This window comes from Psychrosphaera sp. F3M07 (genome assembly GCF_018860345.1).
GTDB classification, from domain to species: domain Bacteria; phylum Pseudomonadota; class Gammaproteobacteria; order Enterobacterales; family Alteromonadaceae; genus Psychrosphaera; species Psychrosphaera aquimarina.
The window spans coordinates 73,024-99,162 of sequence record NZ_JAHKPJ010000002.1 but is presented as its reverse complement, the minus strand read 5'-3'; the positions used below and the strand labels follow the sequence as shown (position 1 = coordinate 99,162).

The 26,139-nt window shown below is 37.5% G+C and carries 27 protein-coding genes; 12 read left to right on the top strand and 15 right to left on the bottom strand.

All coding sequences use genetic code 11. The annotated features are described in order from the left end of the window. Window positions 1–8: 8 nt before the first annotated feature. The 4 genes from proQ to KO505_RS00750 all read right to left on the bottom strand — a co-directional run bounded on the left by proQ (window position 9) and on the right by KO505_RS00750 (window position 2,482). Window positions 9–638: an RNA chaperone ProQ gene (proQ, locus tag KO505_RS00765; protein ID WP_216053528.1), complete on the bottom strand. Its 630-nt coding sequence runs from the start codon at window positions 636–638 to the stop codon at window positions 9–11. Then, complete coding sequence (locus KO505_RS00760) at window positions 638–922, bottom strand: hypothetical protein (protein ID WP_216053527.1); 285 nt, start codon at window positions 920–922, stop codon at window positions 638–640. Before KO505_RS00760 ends, proQ begins: the two co-directional genes overlap by 1 nt. A gap of 6 nt (window positions 923–928) precedes the next feature. After that, window positions 929–1,411, bottom strand: coding sequence for a GAF domain-containing protein (locus KO505_RS00755; RefSeq protein ID WP_216053526.1), 483 nt, complete (start codon window positions 1,409–1,411; stop codon window positions 929–931). A 231-nt stretch (window positions 1,412–1,642) separates the two neighbouring features. Further along, window positions 1,643–2,482: a DUF6279 family lipoprotein gene (locus KO505_RS00750; RefSeq protein ID WP_216053525.1), complete on the bottom strand. Its 840-nt coding sequence runs from the start codon at window positions 2,480–2,482 to the stop codon at window positions 1,643–1,645. 172 nt (window positions 2,483–2,654) lie between these two features. Between KO505_RS00750 and KO505_RS00745 the strand changes: the two genes are divergently transcribed. The 8 genes from KO505_RS00745 (at window position 2,655) to KO505_RS00710 (ending at window position 11,135) form a co-directional block, all read left to right on the top strand. Next, the gene (locus tag KO505_RS00745; protein WP_252731576.1) at window positions 2,655–3,638 is read left to right on the top strand and encodes a 6-phosphofructokinase; all 984 of its coding nucleotides are present in this window, start codon (window positions 2,655–2,657) and stop codon (window positions 3,636–3,638) included. 99 nt (window positions 3,639–3,737) lie between these two features. Next, entirely contained in the window at window positions 3,738–4,730 is a 993-nt protein-coding gene (locus tag KO505_RS00740; RefSeq protein WP_216053523.1) for an AraC family transcriptional regulator, read from the top strand. Between the two features lie 90 nt (window positions 4,731–4,820). Further along, on the top strand, window positions 4,821–5,744 hold the full coding sequence (locus KO505_RS00735) for a bile acid:sodium symporter family protein (protein WP_216053522.1): 924 nt from the start codon (window positions 4,821–4,823) through the stop codon (window positions 5,742–5,744). 14 nt (window positions 5,745–5,758) lie between these two features. Further along, window positions 5,759–6,712, top strand: a complete 954-nt coding sequence (locus KO505_RS00730; RefSeq protein ID WP_216053521.1) for an NAD-dependent epimerase/dehydratase family protein — start codon at window positions 5,759–5,761, stop codon at window positions 6,710–6,712. A 3-nt stretch (window positions 6,713–6,715) separates the two neighbouring features. Next, window positions 6,716–8,590 (top strand): hypothetical protein, encoded by a 1,875-nt coding sequence (locus KO505_RS00725; protein WP_216053520.1) that lies wholly within the window; start codon window positions 6,716–6,718, stop codon window positions 8,588–8,590. Further along, window positions 8,590–9,780 carry an MFS transporter gene (locus KO505_RS00720; protein WP_216053519.1) on the top strand — a complete coding sequence of 397 codons (1,191 nt, stop codon included), beginning with the start codon at window positions 8,590–8,592 and terminating at the stop codon, window positions 9,778–9,780. Before KO505_RS00725 ends, KO505_RS00720 begins: the two co-directional genes overlap by 1 nt. 25 nt (window positions 9,781–9,805) lie before the next feature. Then, the gene (locus KO505_RS00715; protein ID WP_216053518.1) at window positions 9,806–10,591 is read left to right on the top strand and encodes an SDR family oxidoreductase; all 786 of its coding nucleotides are present in this window, start codon (window positions 9,806–9,808) and stop codon (window positions 10,589–10,591) included. A gap of 130 nt (window positions 10,592–10,721) precedes the next feature. Then, a complete protein-coding gene (locus KO505_RS00710; protein WP_216053517.1) occupies window positions 10,722–11,135 on the top strand; it encodes a group II truncated hemoglobin in 414 nt (137 codons plus the stop codon). A gap of 19 nt (window positions 11,136–11,154) precedes the next feature. On the opposite strand, the gene KO505_RS00705 is transcribed toward KO505_RS00710, so the two are convergent. The 4 genes from KO505_RS00705 to KO505_RS00690 form a co-directional block, all read right to left on the bottom strand. After that, entirely contained in the window at window positions 11,155–12,000 is an 846-nt protein-coding gene (locus tag KO505_RS00705) for a LytTR family DNA-binding domain-containing protein (RefSeq protein WP_216053516.1), read from the bottom strand. A gap of 5 nt (window positions 12,001–12,005) precedes the next feature. Continuing rightward, window positions 12,006–13,076 (bottom strand): sensor histidine kinase, encoded by a 1,071-nt coding sequence (locus KO505_RS00700; protein WP_216053515.1) that lies wholly within the window; start codon window positions 13,074–13,076, stop codon window positions 12,006–12,008. Between the two features lie 166 nt (window positions 13,077–13,242). Further along, the gene (locus KO505_RS00695; RefSeq protein WP_216053514.1) at window positions 13,243–13,713 is read right to left on the bottom strand and encodes a DUF962 domain-containing protein; all 471 of its coding nucleotides are present in this window, start codon (window positions 13,711–13,713) and stop codon (window positions 13,243–13,245) included. A gap of 91 nt (window positions 13,714–13,804) precedes the next feature. Beyond that, entirely contained in the window at window positions 13,805–14,215 is a 411-nt protein-coding gene (locus tag KO505_RS00690; protein ID WP_216053513.1) for an acyl-CoA thioesterase, read from the bottom strand. Between the two features lie 101 nt (window positions 14,216–14,316). Here KO505_RS00690 and KO505_RS00685 point away from each other — a divergent pair, with 101 nt between their 5' ends. Next, window positions 14,317–16,092, top strand: a complete 1,776-nt coding sequence (locus tag KO505_RS00685) for a M61 family metallopeptidase (protein WP_216053512.1) — start codon at window positions 14,317–14,319, stop codon at window positions 16,090–16,092. An 80-nt stretch (window positions 16,093–16,172) separates the two neighbouring features. Here the strand turns inward: KO505_RS00685 and KO505_RS00680 are convergent, their stop codons facing one another. Together KO505_RS00680 and KO505_RS00675 are read right to left on the bottom strand one after the other, a co-directional pair. After that, complete coding sequence (locus KO505_RS00680; RefSeq protein WP_216053511.1) at window positions 16,173–16,985, bottom strand: M23 family metallopeptidase; 813 nt, start codon at window positions 16,983–16,985, stop codon at window positions 16,173–16,175. Beyond that, complete coding sequence (locus KO505_RS00675; RefSeq protein ID WP_216053510.1) at window positions 16,975–17,844, bottom strand: 6-carboxytetrahydropterin synthase; 870 nt, start codon at window positions 17,842–17,844, stop codon at window positions 16,975–16,977. Before KO505_RS00675 ends, KO505_RS00680 begins: the two co-directional genes overlap by 11 nt. Before the next feature lie 129 nt (window positions 17,845–17,973). On the opposite strand from KO505_RS00675, the gene KO505_RS00670 reads away from it, so the two are divergent. Next, window positions 17,974–18,288 (top strand): putative signal transducing protein, encoded by a 315-nt coding sequence (locus KO505_RS00670; RefSeq protein ID WP_216053509.1) that lies wholly within the window; start codon window positions 17,974–17,976, stop codon window positions 18,286–18,288. 332 nt (window positions 18,289–18,620) lie between these two features. Beyond that, entirely contained in the window at window positions 18,621–18,788 is a 168-nt protein-coding gene (locus KO505_RS00665) for a hypothetical protein (RefSeq protein ID WP_216053508.1), read from the top strand. A gap of 85 nt (window positions 18,789–18,873) precedes the next feature. Here the strand turns inward: KO505_RS00665 and KO505_RS00660 are convergent, their stop codons facing one another. The 5 genes from KO505_RS00660 to KO505_RS00640 all read right to left on the bottom strand — a co-directional run bounded on the left by KO505_RS00660 (window position 18,874) and on the right by KO505_RS00640 (window position 25,131). Then, complete coding sequence (locus KO505_RS00660) at window positions 18,874–19,422, bottom strand: DUF6436 domain-containing protein (RefSeq protein ID WP_216053507.1); 549 nt, start codon at window positions 19,420–19,422, stop codon at window positions 18,874–18,876. Then, window positions 19,419–20,906, bottom strand: a complete 1,488-nt coding sequence (locus tag KO505_RS00655) for a methyl-accepting chemotaxis protein (protein ID WP_216053506.1) — start codon at window positions 20,904–20,906, stop codon at window positions 19,419–19,421. The genes KO505_RS00660 and KO505_RS00655 overlap by 4 nt, the downstream gene beginning before the upstream one ends. Window positions 20,907–20,983: 77 nt before the next feature. Beyond that, a complete protein-coding gene (gloA, locus tag KO505_RS00650) occupies window positions 20,984–21,424 on the bottom strand; it encodes a lactoylglutathione lyase (protein WP_216053505.1) in 441 nt (146 codons plus the stop codon). Window positions 21,425–21,498: 74 nt separating this feature from the next. Then, window positions 21,499–23,193 carry an NAD-dependent malic enzyme gene (locus tag KO505_RS00645; RefSeq protein WP_216053504.1) on the bottom strand — a complete coding sequence of 565 codons (1,695 nt, stop codon included), beginning with the start codon at window positions 23,191–23,193 and terminating at the stop codon, window positions 21,499–21,501. A 189-nt stretch (window positions 23,194–23,382) separates the two neighbouring features. After that, entirely contained in the window at window positions 23,383–25,131 is a 1,749-nt protein-coding gene (locus KO505_RS00640) for an alpha-amylase family glycosyl hydrolase (RefSeq protein ID WP_216053503.1), read from the bottom strand. Window positions 25,132–25,342: 211 nt separating this feature from the next. On the opposite strand from KO505_RS00640, the gene hisF reads away from it, so the two are divergent. After that, window positions 25,343–26,116 carry an imidazole glycerol phosphate synthase subunit HisF gene (hisF, locus tag KO505_RS00635; RefSeq protein ID WP_216053502.1) on the top strand — a complete coding sequence of 258 codons (774 nt, stop codon included), beginning with the start codon at window positions 25,343–25,345 and terminating at the stop codon, window positions 26,114–26,116. The last annotated feature ends 23 nt before the right edge of the window (window positions 26,117–26,139 follow it).

The window sequence follows — 26,139 nt, the reverse complement described above, 5'->3', positions numbered from 1 at the left end:
ATGAACTCCTATGCTTGGAAGATATTTTCCTTATTTACTTTCATCACCATACCTGAAGCCAATTGAACTGACACATCATTTTTTGATGTTTCTACAATTGTCGCAGCAACTGGTGAAGCGCCTAACTTAACTTGAACCTGTTTACCTTCGGTAAAGTCATCATTGGCTACAAGTTCTTTTTGAGGCTCAGCAGTAGGTTTAGTTCCTTGGCTTTCCGATTTTGGTTTTCTTTTCGGTGGATTAGCAACATTTTTAGCCGGTTTTTTGTAAGGTTTCTTGTCCTTACCCGCATTTGCTTTTTTCTTTTCTTGGAATTTAGCTTTGCTTTGAGCTAATTGCTCCTGTGCATGCTGAACGTGTTCTTCTGTTAACGCTTCAACATCATTCCCTTCCAAATCAACTCGTTGGCCGCCTTTAACAACAGCCTCAAGATAGCGCCAGCTATTAGTATAACGACGTAATGCATGTCTAATTTGGGTTTTTGAAACTGGATCTTCTTCACCAATTTGCTCAGCTATATCATTAAATATACCGACTTTAAGTGGTTTAGCGTCGCCTTTTAAGCTAAAGCTCTTTGGAAACTTAACGGTTAAAAATTCAATTACTTTATTTAAATCTGTTTTTTCTTGATTTTGCATCAATCGTACTCTATTTCATCTAGCTTCTGGCGAACAAAGGTATCTAACCAGCTTTCCAGTTCATCATATTCTGCTTCAATAACAAATTCTTGCCCTGCTACTGCCGCCCATAATTCATCAAATAATTGTTCCGCGGTTTCGGTTGTGATGTCTTCCGGGAACATATCATAGGCCTGATGGATCATTGTATTGATCCGATCAGTCACCTCTTCTTCTTTACCATCCCAATCACCTACTAGTTCCGAACTAATAATGTAATCATGGATATTTATAAAATCTTTCATTTGTTGTTATTTCTTCGGCCAAATAGTTTCAATAAAACTAACTATAGTTTCAATTCCATTTAAATCATCTTGATCAAATCGACCTATACTCGGACTATCTATATCTAAAACCGCAACAACCTCGTCATTTATAATGATAGGTACCACAATTTCAGAGTTACTTGCGGCATCACAAGCTATATGTCCGTCAAATGCATGAACATCTTCAATTAATTGAGATGTTTTAGTTGCAACTGCAGTTCCGCAAACGCCTCTACCCACAGGTATCCGTATGCATGCAGCTTTACCTTGAAATGGACCTAATACAAGTTCTTGAACACTACCATGTATTGGGTCTTGCATTAAATAAAAGCCTGCCCAGTTTATGTTTGCTAATCTATCGAATAATATTGCACTTATGTTTGCTAAGTTTGCGATAAGGTTTGGTTCCCCCTCACAAAGTGCGTTCACTTGCATATTTATTTCACGATATAACTCTATTTTGGCCAAGATACACCTTTAATTAATTGGTCATTTCTAAACGTAACGCCGTAACTTACTCTGATCCGCCCCAAAATTAAAGGTTAGCAACCGAATTAATGGCAATAGACTAGTCTAAATGGATAAAAAAACATCTATATTGATAATTACCACATGAACGGCCTGTCTATTTGATTTTTATTAAGCAACATTGACACCAAATATTTAACTTTAAATAGTAGACGAATGTTGTAAATGTATTTAAATTTGTTTCGATAGCTGATCTATATCTTTAGTAATGTCATCTATTTTTATTAACAATTTTGATTGTTGTTTATCCGTCATAGATTTTAGTAGATATCTAAATTTGGACAAATTTAATTGGGTAATCTGCTCAGTTAAAGCTTGTTGTTTTATACTACGATGACTCGACAGATCGGTGAGTAGTTTCTCCACCAATGTTTTATCAATCTCAGGATCTTGTAAGATTGCTTTAGAAAACAAGGTTAACCAACGTTTCCTCCCTTCAATCCTCAAAGGGATGATATTTGGGCGTTGCTGTTCATATATGACTAACGTCTCTTTCTGCTTTTTTGTTAGTTTACCAACGTAGTCCTCAATTCTTTGTTCTGCATCTTCAATTCGTTGTTGATTACCATCTTCTATCTCTTTTAACCACTTTTCATTGGTTTCTTGTTGGATGGAGCCAATGTTAGTTATGAGTTCTTGTTTTTGTGATGTTGACAACAAAGTCAAAAATTCAATGATTTCAGGAGATAATTTGGTAATCGAACGTTGCCATATCATAGGGCCTTGTAAGAATAAGGCAGCCAACTCTTTTTCGTCTCTGTTCTCAACAATATTTCGTAATTGTTTTAGTAAAGCAGAATAATATGGCAATTCTTCTGTCCTATGCCAATTCTGTAATTCTTCTACTTTATTTTCTAATACCTTTTTTTGTTCTGAGTTCAACTCAACATAGTCACCTATTTTCCAAAAGATTAACCAGTCAGCATAATTATATACAAGCTTCGCACTGCAGCCTGTTAGAAAAAGCGTAAATATGATGATTATTAGAGATTTTTCCACGCTTGTTTGCATTTACGTTCGTTCCATCTTGTAGCACTTATCCAAGTTTTGATCATCTTTCAGTTAACGATAAACAAACCCTAACATAAAGCTAATATTTTATTGTTATAGATCAATACCCTTTTAGCCTACTTTTAGATCATAATAGTGACAAACTAATAAAAACAACTTGGATATGTTTGTTATGAAAACAGTTGGAATTATTACCTCTGGTGGAGATGCCCCCGGAATGAATGCGGCAATACACTCGATTGTGACAACTGCCAGTTTTCATAATATTCAATGTATTGGTTTTGAGCGTGGATACAATGGTTTAATCGACGATATCCATCATGACCTCACCCTAGCTAACGTTAAACATATCTCCCACCTGGGTGGGACCATTTTAAAAAGTGCGCGTTGTCCTAGAATGTTGGAACAAAAGTATCGAAACCAAGTCATTGAAACCTTGATCAACAATTCAATTGACGGGTTAATTGTGATTGGCGGTGATGGCAGTTTTCAAGGTGCTCATTTACTCAGTCAAATCACCGATATCCCTATAATAGGAGTGCCAGGCACCATAGATAATGATATTGATGGTAGTGACTACACGATTGGCTTTGATACTGCGTCCAATACCGCATTGGATGCTATTGATAAAATTAGAGATACCGCCGATGCATTTGAGCGGATTTTTATTATTGAAGTGATGGGGCGACACAGTGGGCAATTAGCACTTAATGTAGGTATAGCCGCTGAGGCAGAGCAAATCATTTGCCCTGAAATGGCTATCGACCCACACTTAATTGTCCAAAACATTGCACAGCATATTAATAGTTACTTAATAGATAACGGGCATGCCAGTTATATTATAGTCGCAGCCGAAAACACCTACCCTGATGGCGCTTTAGCGCTGGCTGAATTGTTAACTAAACAAATAGGAATAGAGTGCCGAGCAAGTGTTTTAGGCCATATGCAACGTGGCGGTTTGGCCAGCTGTGCGGATCGAACTTTAGCCACAAAATTAGGTGCTTTTGCGGTAGAAAGTCTTATTTCAGGATATAACAATGTCATGTCTGGGCAAGTAAATGGGCAGTTAACCTTAACCGAGCTAGAAAAAACTGGCTTAGGAACCAAACAAGTCGATCCTTACTTACTTAATATTTACACCAACAAACTAAATTAAACGTCCGATACAATTAGAGCTTTTATACCAAAAAACAATTTGACCTTATACGACATTAACACTTTAATGGGGGATGAATATCTACTTTATTAGGTTTGTATGGTTAATATATCCAGTAATGCCGTGTATAGCTTTATTAATTATTTACATATTTTAGGCATTGAACGAACACAATGTTTTGAGTTAATTAACTTAACAGAGCAGCAACTTAATCAGCAAAAATTAGTAGATATCAAACACTACCAAGCCTTATACGATCACGCAAAGTCCTGCCTTCACGTGAACAATTTAGGGTTTCGGTATGGTCAACATATACATACCGATAGATGGGGTGTGTTAGGCCAGATTATTTTTACCTCACCGACCCTTGAAGTCGCATTAGCAAATCAGCGACGATATCAATCCATTGCAGGCAGTTTAGGCACTCCCAGCTTTACTATTGAAAATAATACTGTCACGTTAAAGTGGTTACCAGCGATTGAAAATAGTGAACAACTAGCGGAAGAATTAATCACCAGTTGGATTGAATTTGCCAGACGCTTGACCCGTTCCACAACCTCACCGTTTCATGTTTACTTTAGCCATTCATGTTTAACTACCCCGCTTGAGTATCAACAGTACTTTGATTGTCCTGTTACATTTAGTCATGACTTCACTGGCTTAGTGATAAGCTCTAAGCTATTGAAATCAGCCAGTTCAGGGGCAAATGTAGAGTTAAACAAAACCCTCACCAAATACGCAGATTCATTACTATCAGAGCATTCGATTCAAAATCCCATCGAAGTAACTACGGACTTTATTGCAACGCAACTGCCTTATAAAAAACCAAGTCTGCAGAATTTATCGCTCTATTTGAATGTCAGTGAACGAACCCTCCAACGCAGATTAAATGAACTTAACACCAGTTTTTCAGAATTAGTCGACCAGGTAAAAAAAGACATAGCGATTAATTATTTAACCCACAGTCAGCGCTCCTTAAATGATATAGCTGAGTTATTAGGGTTTTCTGAGTTAAGCGCCTTTAATCGAGCTTTTAAACGATGGCAACAGACCTCTCCGGCTCGTTATCGAAAAGCCATTAACAAAAATTGACTTTGTGCGCCAAAACCATGTCAGACTGAGTCATTGATTCAAAAAGTTGGTTGGTTATGATGTAATCAATATTTTAAAAGAGACAAACATATGGAAGTAGGACAAGTATATTACGACGCTAACTCCCAATGGTTATTAAACCTTGTTTTAGCAAGTATGATATTAGGTGTTGCGTTAGACATTAAATGGCATGATTTCAGAGCCGTCGCTAAAATGCCTAAAGCCATTATTGCTGGATTAACCGCCCAATTTTTGTTTTTACCGGCACTTACCACGGCATTAACTTTAATACTCGATTTACCTGCGGGTATTGAGCTAGGCATGATTTTAGTTTCAGCGTGTCCTGGTGGTGCCATTTCTAATTTTGTAACCCATTTATCAGGGGGCAATACCGCATTATCAATATCAATGACTGCAGCTTCTAGTGCATTGGCCGTCGTTTTTTTACCAATTAACTTTATATTTTGGTCTCAATTAAATCCAAACACAGCGCTAATGTTACAAACCATCAATGTGGACTCCACTGCATTATTCATTAATTTGTTATTTGTATTAGCCCTACCGTTAGCCATAGGTTTATTAATAAGTAGCAAATGGCCCAATATTGCGAAAAAGATCCATCGAGTATTCAACGTCACGAGTCTTTTAGCACTTATTGCTTTTATCAGTATTGCTATCACCCGAAATCAAGAAGCCTTTTTATCGCACTTTTATCTGATATTCACCATCGTGTTATTACACAATGCTTTGGCTTATGTATTAGGTTTTTTAAGTGGCAAGTTTGCCGGGTTACAGCAAAGAGATATCAAGGCCACCACTATCGAAGTGGGCATGCAAAACTCTTCACTAGCTATTGCGATTGTATTTACGCAATTTAATGGGGAAGCGGGCATGGCACTTATCAGCGCATTTTGGGGCACTTGGCATATTGTTTCTGGTTTATTGATTGCGCTGACATTCAGACGTTATTTCTCTGCCACCAGCGCAATTCCAACCCAACCAAACGCAAAGTAGAATAGGTAAATTCAATGAAAGTAATGATCACAGGTGCAGCTGGTTGTATTGGCAAACAATTAGTCGAAACCTTGTTACAACAATCACATCAAGTCTTCGCGACGGATATAAAACCGAACCCATTTCCTCAACATGCTGGTTTAATTTATCAACAACTCGACATTACTAGCGATCAGTTTCTTCATTGGGTAGAACAGGTGCGCCCGCAAGGTTTTATCCATTTGGCCTCGGTATTACAAATATCAAAAACCTTAACTCGTGAACTTGCTTATAAAATTGATGTACAAGCCACAGAAAACTTAACCAATTTATGTGCTCAAATTGGTGTAGAAAAGTTTGTAATCACTACCAGTGGTGCAGCCTATGGTTATCATCCAGAAAACATTAACAGTCTCATCACCGAAGACCGCCCAACAAAAGGCAACATGGACTATTTTTATTCTGCTCATAAAGCACAAGTAGAGCAAATAATGGCAAATGCGGTTGATACTTACCCTGATATGAAGCAAGTGATATTAAGACCCGGGGCTATTATCGGACCTAACTTTGAAGGTCCTGTAGTGAACCTATTTGAACAACGCATTATCACTGGACTAATTGGTTACCCAGGCCCATTTAACTTTATTTGGTCTTTGGATGTTGTTGATTATTTAGTTGAAGCGGTTACAACAGATATAACCGGACAATTTAATGTCGCTGGAGATGGTGCTTTATCAATGAGACAAATTGCTAAAAGACTCAACAAACCTTATTTGCCATTGCCACCATTGTTGATCCAAGCAGCACTTAGCATTTTAAAGCCATTAGGTATTATTCAATACGGACCTGAACAAGTGAAATTTATTAAATATCGTCCGGTATTAGACAACTCAAAAATTAAACAACAATTTAATCATCAGCCAAGGTATACATCTGAACAAGCCCTTTATGCTTATTTACAACTTTCATCAACAGACGTGGAGCAATAATAAATGAAAAACAATCCAATCTTATATTTTGTTGCGGTCATCACTGTATTGATAAACACCTTATTTAGTGTGTCTTTTGCTCAAGCAGCAACAATTACAGTAACGGATAAAAACGGTAAGCCGCTTTCAAATGTGATGGTAAGACAAACCGCCGTTGATGATTACAATCTAGATAAGTCAGATCATGGTTACCCGCCGCATGGTAAGTTAAACCGTGTGAGTGCAGTAAATACTAAATTCACCAATGAACTTGGTCAGGTTGAGTTTAGCCAGTATGCTGATAAAAATGTGCGTATTCGTTTAAGAGCGCCAGATATGGAAGATGTGACCTCAGAAATGATGGGGGATCAAGATGCCAGCTTTGTCATGAAACCGATAACGGATGTATTAAAACGTGCAGAGTCTCGTCCAGCCAATACTTGGTTAGCGGCTTTAGACATGGGTAATGATCCAGACTTAAAGCAGCACTACATTTTACAATGTGGTTTTTGTCATCAACAAGGTTCATATTTTTTCCGTCGCCCTCGCCCAGAAGAAAACTGGCAAGAAGTGATGAATCGAATGATAGGTTATGGCGCTCGAATTCATGATGATGCACAAGAAGTATTACCCGGATTATTAGCCAATGGTTACAAACAATTATACGAAAACCCTGAATTAATTCCAAAAGGCACAAACTGGTCTCCAATATTACAAGACGCAGAGATCACCTCTTGGCCTATTGGTGATTCGTTCTCACAAATGCATGACTTGCTGTATCACTCAAATGGCTTAATTTACATAGGTGATAACTTACAAGACAGATTATACGAACTAAACCCAAAAACAGGTGAGTTCATTGTTTACCGTCTAAAACGTGAAACGTATGATAAACATGGCGGCTTGATGAGTGCTCGTTTAGCTACTTTTCCAAAACATGAAACCTTTGCCGGCATCCATTCTTTTGCTGAGTCACCTAAAGATGGCAACATCTTTATCACAACCTCTTATCAACAACGTTTAGTTGAATTTAACCCTAGAACTAAAGAGTTCACAAACCATCACATGGATAATGGTTATTACCCACATACCGTAAGAGTTGATCAACAAGATAGAGTTTGGTTCACCATGGCACTATCCAATCAAATTGCCATGTTCGACCGCACTAATAAAGAGTTTGAATTGTTTGACTTACCGGCTAGAAACTTCCAAGAAGGGGTGACGGTTTCATTAATGGGCGTGATCTTAAAATTAATGGACTGGGGATTACCACTTGCCAACTGGGTAAGCATAGACGAACAATCATCTGGGTTACCTATGCCTTATGGTATCGACATCACTCCAAATGGTGATATATGGTTTGCCCGTTTATTAGCCGACTCTATTGGTAAAATTGATGCTAAAACCAAACAAGTCACGGTATACGATACGCCATTTAAAGGGCCTCGTCGTTTACGTACCGACTCTAAAGGCAATTTATGGATTGCCGCATTTCCTGAGTCGATGATAGTAAAATTTGATCCTATTACGGAAACTTACACTAACTACCCACTACCTGTTTATCCGCTAGGTAGCGAAACACCCTATTCACTTAACGTTGATACTAAGCGCGATATCGTTTGGGTAAACGGTAATACTTCCGATGCCTTGTACAGCTTTAATATTGATAAACAAGAATGGCAACATTTCCCTATGCCAAAACGTGTAACTTTTACCCGTGATGTTGAAATTGCACCAAACGGTGATGTGTATACCACTAATTCTAGTTTTCCAAGCTGGCACATCGAAGATGCACAACCAACCTTGATCCGTTTACGTCCCAGCTATGATCTTGATAAAAGCTATGATCTTGATAAAAGCTACGATTCTGATGTTAAAAAACAAGTAGACGCTAACTAATGAAACTCACCCTGTTTTTATTGTCCTGCCTGTTCGCATTTTTGGCAGGACATATGGTCAACTACAGTATTATCTTTCTATCACTAGAATGGTTTGACTCTCATTCTATTGCTGGGATTGGTTATGCTTTATGTTTTGCGCCACCGGTTATTTTGGGTTGGTTTGCAGGGGTTTATTGTGATCGCTATTCACCACGCAATGTAATTTTAGTGGCTCAAAATAGTTACTTTGTGAGTTTATTTTTGCTGTATTTAGCCTTTGACCAAAGTGCTGACACTCAACTTATTTTGTTATTAACCGCTGCATTTTTCTCTGGTATAGGCTGGTCATTTGTTGCTCCGGCTCGTTTTGCCGCTGTAGTATTTTATGTCAAACCAGAAAAGCTAATGTTAGGTTCAATTGGCCTAAATTTAATGGTAATGACAGGGTTTGGTCTAGCACCTATGTTACTTAAATTAGTCAATGTTGATTTTGGCTGGCAAGGAGTCATGTTCACTACGGTTAGCCTATTGTTCGTCTCTTCGCTGTTACTTTTACCATTAAAAATCAAGTTTAAGTCTAAACCAGCAGATAAAGCCTTAGCTGAGATTGTCGAGAGTTTAAAATTTATAAAAGGCTCACCTGAACTTAAACAGTTATTGTCGTTAGCTGCTATCGCCTATTTGTTGATGGGACCTATGCAAGTATTGTTACCTACGGTTGCGGAACAAACACTGCAGTTATCACAAACTGGACAAGGTAACTATTTGAGCTTAGTGGCATTTTCATTAATCATTGGCGGCTTGCTAACGATGGCGATTAAGAAAAAAGTTCACTTTGGCTGGCTATGCATAAGTAGCATTGCATTGGCGGGTGCGGGTATCGCTTCCCTTGGAGTCATAGAGCAACTTTCCACCTCGGTTACATTACTTATCATTGCCAGTGTTTGCGGTGGGATTGCAATTAGTTTGATAGTGGCAGGTTTACAGTATTTTTCACCAACACAATATCGCGGTCGAATAATGAGTGTTTACACTATCATTGGCCAGTTTATACCAGCCATGAGTGGATTAGGAGCTGGTATTTTTGCCGGATTATTTAGTTACCAAACTGCCCTATTATTGTTTGGCGGTTTAATCATAATTTCGCTGTTATTGGCGAGTTGGCGATTTAAAACTATCCGCGCTATTTCGCAATTAGAAAGTCATTAATTAAAGTATTAGCAGTAGGTAAATTATGTATTCAAATTTTAAAAATAAAGTGGTTTTGATCACTGGAGGAACCGGTGGATTAGGCAGTGCTTTATCGTCTGAATTACAAAGGGCTGGTGCAAAAGTCATTGTACTTGATTTAACCACTGAGCATTTAAAATCCACCAATGACGTGTTATACATCACCACAGATATCACCAGTAAAGACGCTGTTGAACAAGCTGTGCAGTTAGGGATTAAAACCTTTGGTAAGTTAGATATTTTAATCAATAACGCTGGCATTACTCACATGAGTAAATTTGAAGATACATCTCTGGAGTTAGTCAGCACCATAATGAATGTTAATTTTATGGGTAGCGTTTATATCACCAAGGCGTGTTTGCCTCATTTAATAAACAGTCAAGGTCATATAGTTGCTATATCTAGTGTTGCTGGCTTTGCACCTTTATATGGCCGAGCAGCTTACAGTGCAAGTAAACATGCTATGGAAGGTTTTTTCCGTTCATTGTCAGCGGAAATTAGCGATCAAAATGTTGACGTTACTGTCGTGTGCCCTTCATTTGTTAACACTCGTCCCGAACTTAAAGTACAAGTAAATAACGGTGTGTCATCACCAGGAGCAGCCAAAAACAACACCAACGGCCAAGTTATCCCTCCTGAAGTTGCGGTTAAACAAATCTTAAAAGCGATTAAAAACAAACAGCCAACTTTACTGTTAGGTCGAGTAGCAACTATTGCTCATTGGCTATTTCACTTGTTGCCGAACACCTATATGAAAGTGATGACTAAAGGGGCAAAACAAGAGTTTTAACCTTAAACTCCCGTTCCACAAGTTATTAATAGCGCTTTGTTAATTGCATATTTTCCAATAAAATAACCACGACCGATAAAACTTATTAATTCAATAAGCTTGTCTTAAACCATCTATTAGGAAGTCATATATGACCTTAACCATGCAATCTTACGGACTGGGTGATAATTCTTTTAAAGCGGCTGGAGAGTTAGAAGGGATAACTAAATTAGTCGATGACTTTTATGATTTTATGGACTCGTTACCAGAAGCTAAAGTGATCAGAGATATGCATAAATCGGATCTTACTTCATCAAGACAAAAGTTAGCGTACTTTTTATCCGCATGGTTAGGTGGCCCTAAATTGTATTCGGAACATTTTGGCCCGATAAACATTCCTCAAGCTCACAAGCACTTATCCATTGGTCATGCTGAAAGTGATGCTTGGATTTTATGTATGCAAAAGGCTGTAGAGTTACAGCCTTATAAAGAAGATTTTAAAGGGTATTTAATTACACAACTACGTATACCGGCAGAACGTATACGAATAGCAGCAAGCAGCTAAGCGTAAGTTAGAATTGTTGTTACAACAGAGCAGCTCTCACTTTATCTCGATAACTGCGGCTTACTCTTATTTCGTGTTTATTGGTTAGTTGGATGACGTATTCACCGCTGGTTAACGTCAATACTTTTGAAACTTCGGTAGAATTTACAATAACTGAACGATGAACTCGAATAAAACGACTAGGGTCAAGCTCTTGCTCTAGTTGCTTCATTGTTTTACGGAGGATATGGGTTTCACCATCTGAACAATGCACACACATGTAATCCCCTGCTGCATCCACCCACACGACTTCTTTTACTGGTATTCTGGTTGTTTCGCCAACATCTTTAACCGCGATATAACTGCTGTATTCTTTAGCAGGCACAAACTCACCATCGGCTAGGTTTTTTAATATGGTTTCACTATCTGAACCAATTAATTGTGCCACCATGTTAACCAGTTTTGTTTGATTTTCATTTTGGCTATCTGAATTAATCTGACTACGTACTTTTGTTATGCAGTCTTGTAAACGTTCGTCGTTAACTGGTTTTAATAAATAATCTAATGCATGCACTTCAAATGCTTTTAACGCGTATTGATCATATGCGGTAACAAAAACCACAATTGGCCAATCTTCCGTTGCCATATCATCATGTAAGCTTTTCATCACATCAAAGCCTGTCATTCCTGGCATCTGTATATCCAAAAAGACTAATCTTGGTTTTTCTTGTTTTATCACCTCAAGGGCCGATACACCATTGTGACATTGCGCAATAACGTCAACATCTGCAAATTCGGCTAATCGGATCAATAGTCCCTTTCTGGCTAAAGGTTCATCATCAACTATGATGGTTTTGATTTTATTATCGGTATTGATTTCAATCATACGGGTTATTCCGAGTCAAACTCTAAAGGGATCCTAATGTTAACTTTTAAACCATTTGGTTCATTGGCTGACAATGAAAATGAATAATCGTCATATAACGTTTGTAATCTGTCTTTAATATTGGCAATCCCTACCCCTTCACCTTTATTAGTTGAAGATGTATTGGTTGCAGTTAATCCAGGTCCATCATCACTTACTTCTAACAATAAGTCATTACCAAATGTTTTAGCCACAATATTAATAGTGCCACCGTCTGTTTTGGCCGCAATACCATATTTAATGGCATTTTCTATCAAAGGTTGTAATAACAAACTGGGTACTAATGCATTGTTCGCCTCTTTACTGACCGACCAAATGACCGTTAAATTTTCTTCAAAGCGAATTTTTTCAATTTCTAAATATAAAGTTAATGCTTGTATTTCTTGTTTAAGCTGTACTTTTTTTATCGGGTCTGTATGTAACGAATAACGTAGAAAGTCACTTAACTTAGCGACCATGCCATTAGCGGTTTTATTTTCTTCACATAATATTAAAGTCGAGATTGCATTTAAAGTGTTAAACAAAAAATGTGGGTTTAGTTGATAACGTAACATCTTCAATTGTGCTTCGTTCGCCATACTCGACGCTTTTAGCGCTTTTTGTTTTTCTTTTTGTAACATCTGATAATACTTAATACCAAAGTACAATCCACTCCAACACAGAACGATATAGAACCCACCTAGTGAATTTCGGAAATACCAATACCAAGCGTCAGGTCTGTAACCAAATTTATAGAACTCCCAATAGGTAAAGTTTTGCATTACCACCCAAATTGACCCAACCACGTAGGAGGCGGAAAGGATAGCCAAGATCAGCTTCCAAGGGGCCATGTCCCAGATTCGCTGATAAACATATCGTAATGGTAATGTTAATAAAGCACCAAACCAGGCATTAGAGATGATAATAAATACATAGATATCTCGCATGTCATTCATGAATGACCCGATGTAATGCACTAACGCAAATCCAAGCCATCCTGAGAAATGCAATAGCCAAAAAAAGCGTTTTCTGTCTTCTATTAATTTTTGGAAATTCAAACTACTACCTATTTAACTACGAGGATAAAGCAAATCATTAATTTCATTATAAATGTAATAAAAAACGGCACATCACCGCCTGACTTGGCAGATGCACCGTTTGTCGCTTTACAATCAATTCTATTTACTAAATATCGACATTGTCGTTATCAAAACAAATGGAAGATCAAAACTTAATATTCAACTTTTTATAAACAAAACATAAAATCCATGCTGGACCGATCAATAAAAACTGTACGTCTTTTAAAAACGATGGTTTTTTCCCTTCGATATTATGCCCGACAAACTGCAATATCCAAGCGACAACAAATACAACTACTGACATGATTAATACCGACATATATTCCGCCATATTAAGTTGCCACCACTGCAAGAAAACGACCATTAACGCGGTAAACACCGCCATACCAAGGCCTACAACAAAGGACAACGAAAAATAGAATAACAATGCAGGTATAGCCAAAACCGTAGACCAATTCAACCACATTGGCATATCAGCTACTGGAAATGGAATTGACCATAACAAACCAAGTACCGTCATATAGATTGCAGGGACACACAAATAATGAATGAGTTTATTCGTTTGGTTTTGATGGCTTACGCCATATTCTTCTAACCACTGAGTAATAGATTTCATAACAAATTCCAGTTTATTTTTATTGATATTAGGAAAACCTAGATTATTTTTATACCTTCATAGGTCGTTAACTGTTACTAAATATCACGAACTACAATTCAACGCCATCTAAAACCGGAGTTGGTTTTCTATTTTCGTCTAGCGCAACAAACTTAAATGATCCCGTTATCGCTTTATGTTTGTCGTCTTCATACATCCCTTCGACAAAAATATTCACATCGACAACTAAACTAGTACGACCCAAAGAACCGATACTTGCCACAAGTTCAACAATCGAACCCGCTGGAATTGGCTCTTTAAAATCAACACGATCAGACGATATTGTTACCAAAGGCTTACGACAAAAACGAGTTGCACAAACAAAAGCAACTTCGTCCATCCATGCCAATGCTTCGCCACCAAACAAAGTATTGTGATGATTTGTTCTGCCAGGAAAGACGGTTTTTGTGGTATAAGTAGTTGCGTAGTTAATGCGGGCTAAGACTTTTTCTGAATGTTCCATGAGTGCTCTTTATTAAATGCTGCAGTTGAAAAGCATTATAAACGCACATACAACTATCGTGTAATCTAAATTTAATCCAATTCTAATTAAAGTTGAGCAGAATGGCACCGATCAAATATAAAGTATCAATTGAAAATCCACTAAAACATCAATTCAAAATTCAAATAACCTTTACCCCAAGCACCGACAAATTGATGCATATCTCACTACCTAATTGGATACCAGGTAGTTATATGATCCGTGACTTTGCCAAACACGTCTTAGAATTAAAGGCCCATGATAAGAATGGCGAATTGTGCCTGACAACTATTTCAAAAAACCGATTTGCCATCAATCATAACCAACAAGAAATTACCGTTAGTTACTTATATTACGCCTTTGATATGAGCGTACGTAAGGCTTACTTAGATCAAGAATTTGGATTTATTAATCCCGCCAGCGCCCTATTTTGTATTGATGAACTTAAAGAACAAAAGTGTTTAGTTGAGCTCATCAAACCAAGTCATCCATTAATAACCAACTGGCAACCAGCCTCTGGTCTATCTGGAGTTGAACATAATGAGTGTTTTGCTTGGGGTGATTACTCAGCGAATAATTATTTAGAATTAACCGACTACCCAATTCTTTTTGGCGAGCTAGATGTTGCTGAATTCTCAGTTGCAGATACCCCGCATTATCTCGTTACCGTAGGCCAACATTTTGGTGATGTTCAACGTGCCGCGCAAGATTTAAAACCTCTATGCCAATACCACATCGACATGTTTGACGGTTTACCACAAGGGGTCGATAAATACTTATTTTTAACTATGGTGACCGATAATGGGTTTGGTGGTTTGGAACATCTTAATTCAACGGCCTTAGTGTGTAGTCGTTTTGACATTTTAAATAAAGACCAAGACATTGATGATAACTACACCACATTTTTAAGTTTATGTAGCCATGAATATTTACACACTTGGAATGTAAAACGCTTAAAGCCGAAAGAGTTTATTCCGTATCAGTTAGAACAAGAAGTTTATACCAAGCAACTTTGGTTTTACGAGGGCATGACCTCGTATTTTGATGATCTGAGTTTGGTTGAAACCAATACAATAACGCAGGAGAAGTACTTAGAGATTTTAGCTAAGGTACTAACCCGAATAGAAAAAGGCCAAGGCCAATTACGCCAATCGGTTGTCGAAAGCAGTTTACATACTTGGACTAAGTTTTATCAGCAAGACGAAGGCGCAGCAGATCAAATTGTCAGTTATTACTTAAAAGGCACTGCGATTGCCTGTTTAATGGACTTAATTATTAAACACGACAGCCAAGGGAAACAATCACTAAGAGATTTAATGAATCAAGCATGGCATACCTATGGCAAAAACCAGATAGGTACGACCCAAGAACAACTTGAAGCATTATTCAAAACCTTTATTGGCCAAGATAACCATGACTTGTTACATGATGTTTTATACAACACCAATAAAATCGATTTAACTGACGCTTTTGCCAAAGTCGGTGTAGCGTTAACCTATCACTCACAACAAAACGGCACTCACCTTCAAGGCATTATTAATGACTCAGAAAACAATTGGTTGGGTTGTGTAACGGCACTTAATAACAATAACTTAGTAGTTAAGCAAGTGTTAGAGAATAGTCCAGCAGAACAAGCTGGTATTGCCGTTAACGATCACTTAATTGCAATTGGCAATTTTCGTCTAAATAACACCAATGTTGAAAAAGTGTTAAGTACCATTAAAGGTGAAACAACAACGATTCATTACTTTAGGAAAGACAAGTTATATCAAAACATGCTCAAGGTTGAAGTTTCACCTAAGTTCATTGCCAGTTTAGTTGTACAAGATGCGGATAAAGCCAAGGCGTGGTTAAAATAACAAGACTAATTATGACAAGCTTGCTTGTTCAGTAACTAAAACTGAACAAGCTTAAATGTTTGAGTAGAAAACAGGGTGTATTAAGGTAGAAGTAATTGAGGATCTAGTTTGCGGTTAAACCAATTTAAACGCCAGTCTAAATGAGGCCCAGTCACACGTCCTGTCGCGCCAATAGCTGCAATTAACTGACCTTGATTAACCACATCTCCCACTTCCACATGTATCGCACTTAAATGTATATACGTTGTGGTTATGCCCATGCCATGATCTATGATTAGAGTGCCACCAGAATAATACAATTCAGGCTCTGCTAACATTACCTTTCCAGACCAAGGTGCTATTACATCAGTACCGGTTTTAGCGGCGATATCCATACCAAAGTGTGGACGTTTTGGTACCCCATTAAATACTCGCTGGCTGCCATATACACCACTTAATCGGCCTTGTGCCGGTTTAATTGCAGCGTCAGTAAAGTCAGTTCTAAAGGACAATCCAGCTCTAGCTTGTTTTACAATTGTGGAATCATTACGAATTCGTTGCAATACACTTTCTGGTGGGGATACGTATTTACTTGCAACTCCATTTACCCTATCAACTTTATATTCACGTTGTTCAATATTAAGGGGAATTTGTTCTTGCGAGCCATCTTTATAATTAATCGTAAGTACAGACTTGGCTTTAGCATCTCGGTCAAAACCAAAAGCAAATAAAGATAAGTTTTGATGAATTGGAATTTTCACACCATCGATAGTAGCACTTTCCACTGCTATAGTAGATTGGCCAATAACCATTCCACCTTGAATAAAATCACCAGACAGGTTTACATATTTACTTTGCGCATTAGCGTTTATCGACAAAAATATAACCAGTATCAGGATAATTTTATTCAGCATAAGCAATTGCTCCTTTTGCCACGCCTTCATAAGCAATGACTTTATAACTGTTGTCAGGGTATTGTTTTTTCATTTTGTCCGCCACGTATTGAGCAATTAACTCAACAGTAGTATCCATTGGCATCACATATACCGCACTTTTTTCCAATGCTATTTCAAACTTGCCTTGAGAAGATTCATATTTAAAGGCAACTTGTGACTCACTACATTGAATAAACTCTAATTGCTGATTGGTCACTTCATCTTCTACAGTGGCAACATAGATATCAGCCCACTCTAGTGAAAATGCTTTTTCTAGTTTTGGACTTTTCATGCCGTTTTCAAAAATTTGAATTCTAGAACGATGTCCATGAGCGATACGTTGACAGTTACCATCGTGTTTCTTAAGACCGTGTGTGTAGTGATAATAAAAGCCATTAATATCTTCCGCTCGTAAGCTTAATTCTACTTTTTTCACGTTGTCAGGTAGTTGTGGTTTTATTACTGAAGCTAAATGCAAAATAACGTCGTCCATCGATACTATGTCAGCATCAATAAAACAAAAAGCGTCGTCAGGGCTAGAAATAGCGATAGAGTGGCCATGTGCATCAGAAAAATTAACTCTGATATAGTTACTGTTTTCTATATGATTGATTTCACTGCCTGCGTATTCAGACGGAACCACAAGTTTATGATCAACCGTATCATCGATAATGCGTTTTACTTGTTTTTTCACCTTACCAAAATCCAACACCATGTTTTGCTCATCTAGCTCACCATGTAATGTCAAATCTACAATCCAACTTTCACCTACCATGCCTCGTTTGGGACACAAATAAGAAAAATCGATCACGGTTAGGTCATTAACAAATAATTGCATTTTACACTCTCAACAAAATAATTAGCTGCATTATACGAGCTTAGAGGCCATCTCGCATTAATTGTTTTAATCTGCTTGTTACTTTTAGCAAATTGATTTAAAAATGAATAAAAAGTAGACATTTAAAATATGATAAAACTAATTAGTCGTTCGTCACTCATTGAATTAGCCCCTTATGAATTTGGGTTAAATGTCGCTGACATTAAATTTATACGTAAAAATGAATATATAAGTGGGGCGGTTGGTGAATTACCTTTTACCGATGTGTGGCCAGAGTTATGGCTATTAGACGACGCTTGTTATGATCAGGCCAATCACATTTGTAAGCAGATTGAGTCTGAAGTAAAGCAAAATAATATTGATTGGTCATGTATAGAATGCGGAGAAATTAATGCGAACAGCTTTGAATTTTGCTGGTCTTGTGGTGAATTACGACGTGTTTAATCATTAATTAGCAATTAAAATAATAAAATCATTTACTTATTAGGATTTACTCTATATAGTCCCGCCTGTTATATATTCTTATCTTGTTTATCTAACAGATTACCAGTTGGTAATTTAGTTATGCCTTTCCCTTTCACAGTCAGTCATCACTCAAAAATATTAAGCTTAATTGTTGTTAAGTATCTGAATTGCAAATTACCTTTATTTTAATAAAAAAGATTAATTTGATTCAGAATAGTCAGTTATAAATGTAAAAAATTATCGATTAAACAATAGTAGAGCTTTTCTGAAACAAGCGTATACGAAATACGCATTTTTAAGAGAGTATTATTATGTCTTATACATATAATGGTACGGAGTATTCAGTTACAGCACCCGTACAATCTATTTCTGTAAATAAACAAAATATTGTTATTACAGACAAAACTGGTTCACAACTATTTAAATTCATGAACACACGTGACTCTAAATCGTTTTTAGCTTGGGTTTACCAAGCTTAATCAAGTGACCGACAGATCCTGAAATCATTGATTTCAGGATCTATTAATTCCCTTCTTATTTACCTTTACACACACTTCCCTATTATTAAGTTCTATTACAATAACATCCCAACGTATCAGCAACTATTGCAGCACCTGGCATCTTGTTGGATTGACTCGAAATAAAAGATTCGACAATTCCATTGCCAACAGAGCAAGAGTAACCTGCTGAATATGGACCAAAGTAGATTAACTTGCCGGCATCACCAAACACAGCAATGGCCGGAGTTGATGGAATGATTGGTAAATAGTCATTTTGCTGTATAAAAGTAATTGCGTTGATATCAATGGTTCTGTTTTTAAAGTGGTTTTGCCTTGCTAGTTCATATACTGAGTTAATGTGCTCCTCGGCAGTGGTATTACAACGGCAACCTTCTTCAACAAAGTGCAGTACCGTATTATCAATATTAGTAAGTTGTTTTTCCAATTGATGGGCAAAAACCAAATCATATTCCTGTGAAGAGGTTTGCCTAAGTAACTGATTGTCTGGATCAAACGCAGTAACCGAGGATATTGACATATAAACCAAACTAGCCAATATGCCAACAAACCACAATGAAACAATCAGATACAAAGCATTACGTTTTAGATTCATACGATGAATTTTTCAAGTTCACCATTTAACTCATCAATACGATGGGTTAATTGAGTGATATCAAATTGTACTTTTTCCATCGCCGCATTTTGCTCGGTCGCCGTTGAATGTAACCCTTGAGTTGACTGTGAAATATCATTTGAAACGATTGCTTGTTCTTCAGCAGAAGCCGCAACTGAATTAATATTATCAGCAACTGTATCAATCTTATCCAAAACAGAATCCATGACATTTGAAATTTCGTCAGATGAACTTACGGCCAATTCAACTTTGTCGATACAAGAAGCCATTTGTGTTACTGACAAATTAGCATCTTCAATCAATGACTGAACTACTGCTTGAATACCTTCCGCATTTTCTCTTGTTTTGGTCGCAAGTTGACGCACTTCATCTGCTACTACAGCAAAACCTCGCCCATGCTCACCAGCTCTTGCAGACTCTATCGCTGCATTTAATGCTAATAAGTTAGTTTGATCTGAAATTGAAGTAATTGATGTCATTACCTCTGCTATTTGATCACACTTAACGGATAAGTTTTCAATTGTGGTAGCAGTAGATACAACATCATTTTTCAGCATAGTGATATTGTTACTGGATTGATTAATAATCACTTTAACGTCATTCGTATTATTTTTAGCTAATTCTGCATTTTTACTCACATCAACTGTTCTTTGTGCTACGTCATTATTAGTTACCGTCATTTGTTCGATAGCGGTAGCAATTAAATCCACTTGTTCTGCTACATGGTCAGTCGACGCAGACATTTCCTTTGCGGTTGTAGAGACATTAAACGATGCTTCACTGGTTGCTTGTGAGATAGTTTTGGCATGTTCAATTAACAATCTAAACGAACTCAATAATCGATTAAAATCATCTAACTCCGCTGAGCTATTTTTAGTACCGGTTTCGGTAGAAAGGTCAAACACATTATCTTGTTTTAATATGTTGTGAACTGTATTGGTAATTGTTAAACCTGTCATTGCTTCTTTATAGCTATCATTTGCAATGTACATCAGTATGGCGCCTTCAACTATTGCAAAGAACGCATGGATTAACAGAATATAAAAAAAGACAAATCCCTCTTGGAAAATATAAAACGGCATACTTTGGGATTGTAAAATAAAGAATAAAATGTGGTGTACCGCGACCACTACTACACTGGTTAAAATGACCTTCCAGTCTCGATAAAAAATCAGAGCTGCCAATAATGAGAAGATCTCAAAATGTATCTCTGCTAGCCCTTGCATCTGATGAATATGCACGGCAGTAACCAGTTGAACGGCTGCAGCCACTGTATGTCGAGTTATTACAGCGTATGGTCTAGTTGTGATTAGAATGATCGGCAGTGAGATGATCGCTGCACTTAATATTAAAGGGGTATAACCTGACTCAGAGAAGTAAGTCAGGAGCAATCCAACTAAAAATTGGCAAATTAATATCCAATAAAATAATTTATTAGCTTTGTTAACCCAAGGATAGTTCATATAGACTCCACATTGTAAATGCCTTATATAATTGAATCACTCTCCTTGTGGATATGTTAAAGGTGAAAGTTGGCGGTTTACCAACTTCCCGTATTAGGCATAGATAGCCAAGGTTCTTGTGGCGGTAAATCGCCATTTTTCTGTATTAATTCAATCGAGATGCCATCCGGTGACTTAACAAACGCCATATGACCGCAACGTGGAGGTCGATTAATTACAACACCTGCATCCATAAGTTTTTGGCATACGGCATAGATATCATTGACTCTAAAGGCTAAATGGCCAAAGTTACGGCCACCCGTATATTCTTCTTTATCCCAATTATAAGTTAACTCAATTGTTGGTTTTTTGGTTAACTTAGCTTCTTCCAATTGATCTGGCGCGGCTAAAAAAACTAAGGTAAAGCGCCCTTTTTCAGAGTCGGTTCGTTGAACTTCGCTTAATCCTAAATGCTCGCAATAAAACTTAAGTGACTGTTCTAAATCACTAACCCTAACCATAGTATGAACATATTCCATAACTTTAATAACCTACCTTTAGTGATAACTTACTTAATCATATTCCGATAAACTTATCGGCTTTAAATATAAAACTAAACACTTACCCGTTTGTACGGTCGATATTCTGGTAACCAAAAGCCCTTTTCAATTCGTGCTTTTAGCTCTTCGTCAGAAATAGTTAACGCATGCCCTTGTTCCATAGCTATTTTGGCTACATTAAAAGCAATTGTCTTACTCAGCTCAGGTAAATCTTTCAAGTTAGGCAGCAAGTTACCATCGCCAGTATTCACTACCGGTGAAGATTCTGCCAAGGTCACACTGGTTGCCATTAACATCTCATCGCTGATAATTTTAGATTTAACTGCCAATACGCCCAAACCAATACCAGGGAAAATATACGCATTGTTACACTGCGCAACATGGTAAAACTTACCTTTATATTCTATTGGATCAAACGGGCTACCTGATGCACAAATCACATCACCGTCGGTCCACTCTATTATTTGTTCAGGACGCGCTTCAATCTGTTTAATCGGGTTACTTAAAGGAAACACAATTGGTGTTTTGTTGCCTTTATGCATGGTTTTAATCACTTCTTCAGTGAATAGTCCAGGTACACCAGACACCCCAATTAAAATCCCCGGTTTTGCATTAACCATTACTTCTAACAAACTGGCGTATTCACCTTCTATATTCCAGTCGCCAATATTCGATTGGTTTTGCACTAGAGCTTGTTGGAACTCTCGTAAACCCGACATGCCTTCGGTTAATAAACCAAAACGGTCCATCATAAATACTTGGCTTCTTGCTTGTTCATCACTTAAGCCTTCAGCGATCATTTGCAAGATGATCTGCTCAGCAATACCACAACCTGCTGAGCCAGAACCAACAAACACGACTTTCTGCTCCGACAGCTTCTGCCCTTTTTTACGACACGCCGCTAATAAAGTACCAACAGTAACGGCTGCAGTACCTTGTATATCATCGTTAAAACAACAAACATTATCTCTGTAACGTTTTAATATCGGCATTGCATTTGGTTGCGCAAAATCTTCAAATTGGATCATAACGCCAGGCCAACGCCTTTGAGCGGCTTGAATAAACTGGTCGACAAAATCATCATAGGCCGCTTGGCTAATACGTCTATGTCGCTCTCCCATATACATAGGGTCGTTTAACAGTTTTTCATTATTGGTTCCTACGTCCAACGTAATCGGTAAAGTATACGCTGGGCTTATGCCACCGCAGGCTGTATACAAAGATAACTTACCAATTGGAATGCCCATTCCACCAATGCCTTGGTCACCTAACCCTAATATACGTTCGCCATCGGTAACAACGATCACTTTTACATTACGTTTTGTTGCATTACGTAAAATATCGTCCATTTGATCACGTTCTGTAAATGAAACAAACAAACCTCGATTACTACGGTAAATATCAGAAAAACGCTCACAAGCCTCACCTACCGTAGGTGTGTAGATAATTGGCATCATTTCTTCAATATGACGATTTAACAATTTAAAAAACAAGGTTTCATTATTATCTTGGATATTACGTAGGTAAATGTGCTTATTAATTGGGTCTTGGAAGCTAGAGTACTGCATATAAGCACGCTCTAATTGCTCTTCAATGGTTTCATAACGCGGAGGTAACAAGCCCATTAAGTTAAAGTTGGTTCGTTCAACTTTGGTAAATGCGGTACCTTTATTTAACAATGGGGTTTCGATTAACGCTGGCCCAGAGTGGTGGATATAAAGTGGGCTTTTAGGTACTAATTCAGACATTGTATTTCCGTTCATAAACATGAAGTGATTAATCTGTTTATTTTACGTAACAAAGTGCTAAATAGGAAAGTTTCCGTTTGATTTTATGTAATTAAATCAACTGGTAATACCTGATGTGCATAACAAATAAACAAAAGGTGCTCTAAAAGCACCTTTGTATTTGATAAAACGATTTTAACTTTGACTCAGTTAATTCACTTTTAAAATAGAAACACTTAAACCTGGTAACTTAACCGAGTTCTTATCCAACTCACCATCTCCATAAACTACTTGTGAAGACAGAAGTGTGTCGTTTTCGTAAGAGCGGGCTTCCAAAGCTGAATTAAATACCACTATCAACTTCTCGTCTTTAGTGCTGCGGCTAAATGCAAAAATCCCCGCATCATCAGATGAAGATAAGATTGCCTGCTCACCATTTCGTAAAGCGTTATGACGCTGATACACCTTGGCAAACTCAGCAAACTTTTGATACAAAACGTGAGTCTTATCAAAATTATCATCCGCTGTGGTTTTTGTGGTGCCGTGTAATACATTGTCGTTATACGATGGGGTTTTAGACGGCATCATATCTTCTCTCGCGCCACGGTCACCGCCATCTCCGGTAAAGCCTTGTTCATCACCGTAATAAACCACTGGAATACCGCGAGCAAAATACATTAACGCATTTGATAATGCCGCGCGTTTCACCTTTTCTTCGTCAGTTGCATTAGGTAACGCTTGATCTAAGGTATAACCCAAACGACCAACATCGTGATTACTAACAAAATTCATCAACAGGTTAGCCGAGCTGTCTTCATCTAGATACAATTCATCTTTAGAAAATAAATCCGTTAAGTTGTTAGTGCCTTTTTCAAAAGCAAACACATCCTTAGTTCTATATTGGAAAGCAAAATCCAGTACCGACGGCATTTTGCCTACTGTCGTGAAGTAACTTAATACTTCTGGATTACCATCATAAACTTCACCAAAAACAAAAAACTTAGGGATACCTTGGGATTTAGCATGTTCGGTAATAGCAGGAGTAAATTGCTGCCAGAATTCAATGTTAACGTGTTTAACTGTATCAATTCTAAAACCATCAGGTTTAAATTCAGTGATCAAATTATTAAATATATCAATCATGCCTTGAACAACCTCAGGGTTGTCGGTATCAACATCATCTAATCCCATGAAGTCACCGTATACTGAATTTTCACCTTGCCATGTACTATCACCTTGATTGTGATAAAACTTAGTATCATTCAACCAAGCTGGAAATTTAACCGCTTTTGCGTGTTCTGGAATATAAGGCGTGTATTTATCGCCTGACTTCACTTGCGCTAATGTCTTGTATTCACATAACTGATTTGACGTGCTGAATTTAACTTCTAACTTGTCATGGCATTCTTTAAATTTGATAACATCCGCTGTGTGATTAGTGATAATGTCGAAAAACACTTTCATGTTTTTTGCATGAGCAGAATCAATCAATTCCACTAAATCATCATTAGTACCTAAATGTGGATCTATCTGCGTGAAATCCAATGGCCAATATCCATGATAACCAGAAGAGTCGCCTTGAACCGCAATGTTACGCAAAATAGGTGTTAACCAAATAGCCGTAATACCCATATCTTGTAAGTAATCTAACTTAGCCGTTAGACCTTTAATATCGCCACCGTGATAGTGTCCAGTACTTGTCGGATCAAATCCCCCTGCTGAGATAGAAACCGTTTTAGAACCTTCATCATTGCTGGTATCTGCATTATAAAATCTATCAGGCATCACGAAATAAAAGACATCGTCCGTCACATCACGTTGTAAATATGAAACCGGTTCCGCAATGTTTTGTACTTCAGAATTTTGTTCAACTGAATCCGAACTGCATCCACTGATAGACAAACTTAAACTGGTAAGGATTAATAACATCGACTTTTTAAATCGAAATTGAATAGACATTAACGCGCCCCTGAACTGACTTTTATAATAATTATGTAGCAAAAATAATGGAATTAACTGGGTTGTAAAGTCCTAATCCAATGATTACGTATGTAGTACATTTATGCTCCACTATTCCATTAATACATAAGTTATTAACGTAAACAGTTGACAGCACAGCCTGAGAAAATTAAATTGCGCCTTTATTCTACTTATTCATACTGAGAATTTCATGTTAGCCAAACGCATTATCCCTTGTTTAGACGTCAGAGACGGTAAAGTTGTAAAGGGCGTGCAATTTAGAAATCATGAAATTATTGGTGACATAGTCCCGCTAGCTGAGCGTTACGCTCAGGAAGGTGCTGACGAGTTAGTTTTTTATGATATTACCGCCTCAAGCGACGACCGCGTTGTCGACAAGTCTTGGGTAACTAAGATTGCACAAGTGATTGATATTCCATTTTGTGTAGCCGGTGGTATTAAAACGGTAGAACAAGCGGGTGAAATTTTAGCTATGGGTGCGGATAAAATATCTATCAACTCCCCTGCTCTTTCCAATCCAGAATTAATCACTGAGTTACATGATACTTATGGCCAACAATGTATTGTTATTGGTATAGATTCATTTTTTAATAAAGACACTGGTGATTACGAAGTTTATCAATTTACCGGTGATGAAACACGCACGCAAAAAACCAGTTGGAAAACGATTGATTGGGTGAAAAAGGTTCAGCAACTTGGTGCCGGTGAAATCGTATTAAACTGCATGAATCAAGATGGGGTAAGAAGTGGTTATGACATCAAACAACTCACAGAAATAAGAGCCGCTTGTAACTTACCGTTAATTGCCTCAGGTGGTGCTGGTGAGATATCTCATTTTGAAGATGTATTTAAATTAGCAAAAGTAGACGGCGCATTAGCGGCCAGTGTTTTTCATAAACAAATTATTAATATTCAGGAGTTAAAACAAACTCTACTGAATAATAATATTCCGATGAGAGCGTGAAGGCTGTAAGCTGTAAGCTGTAA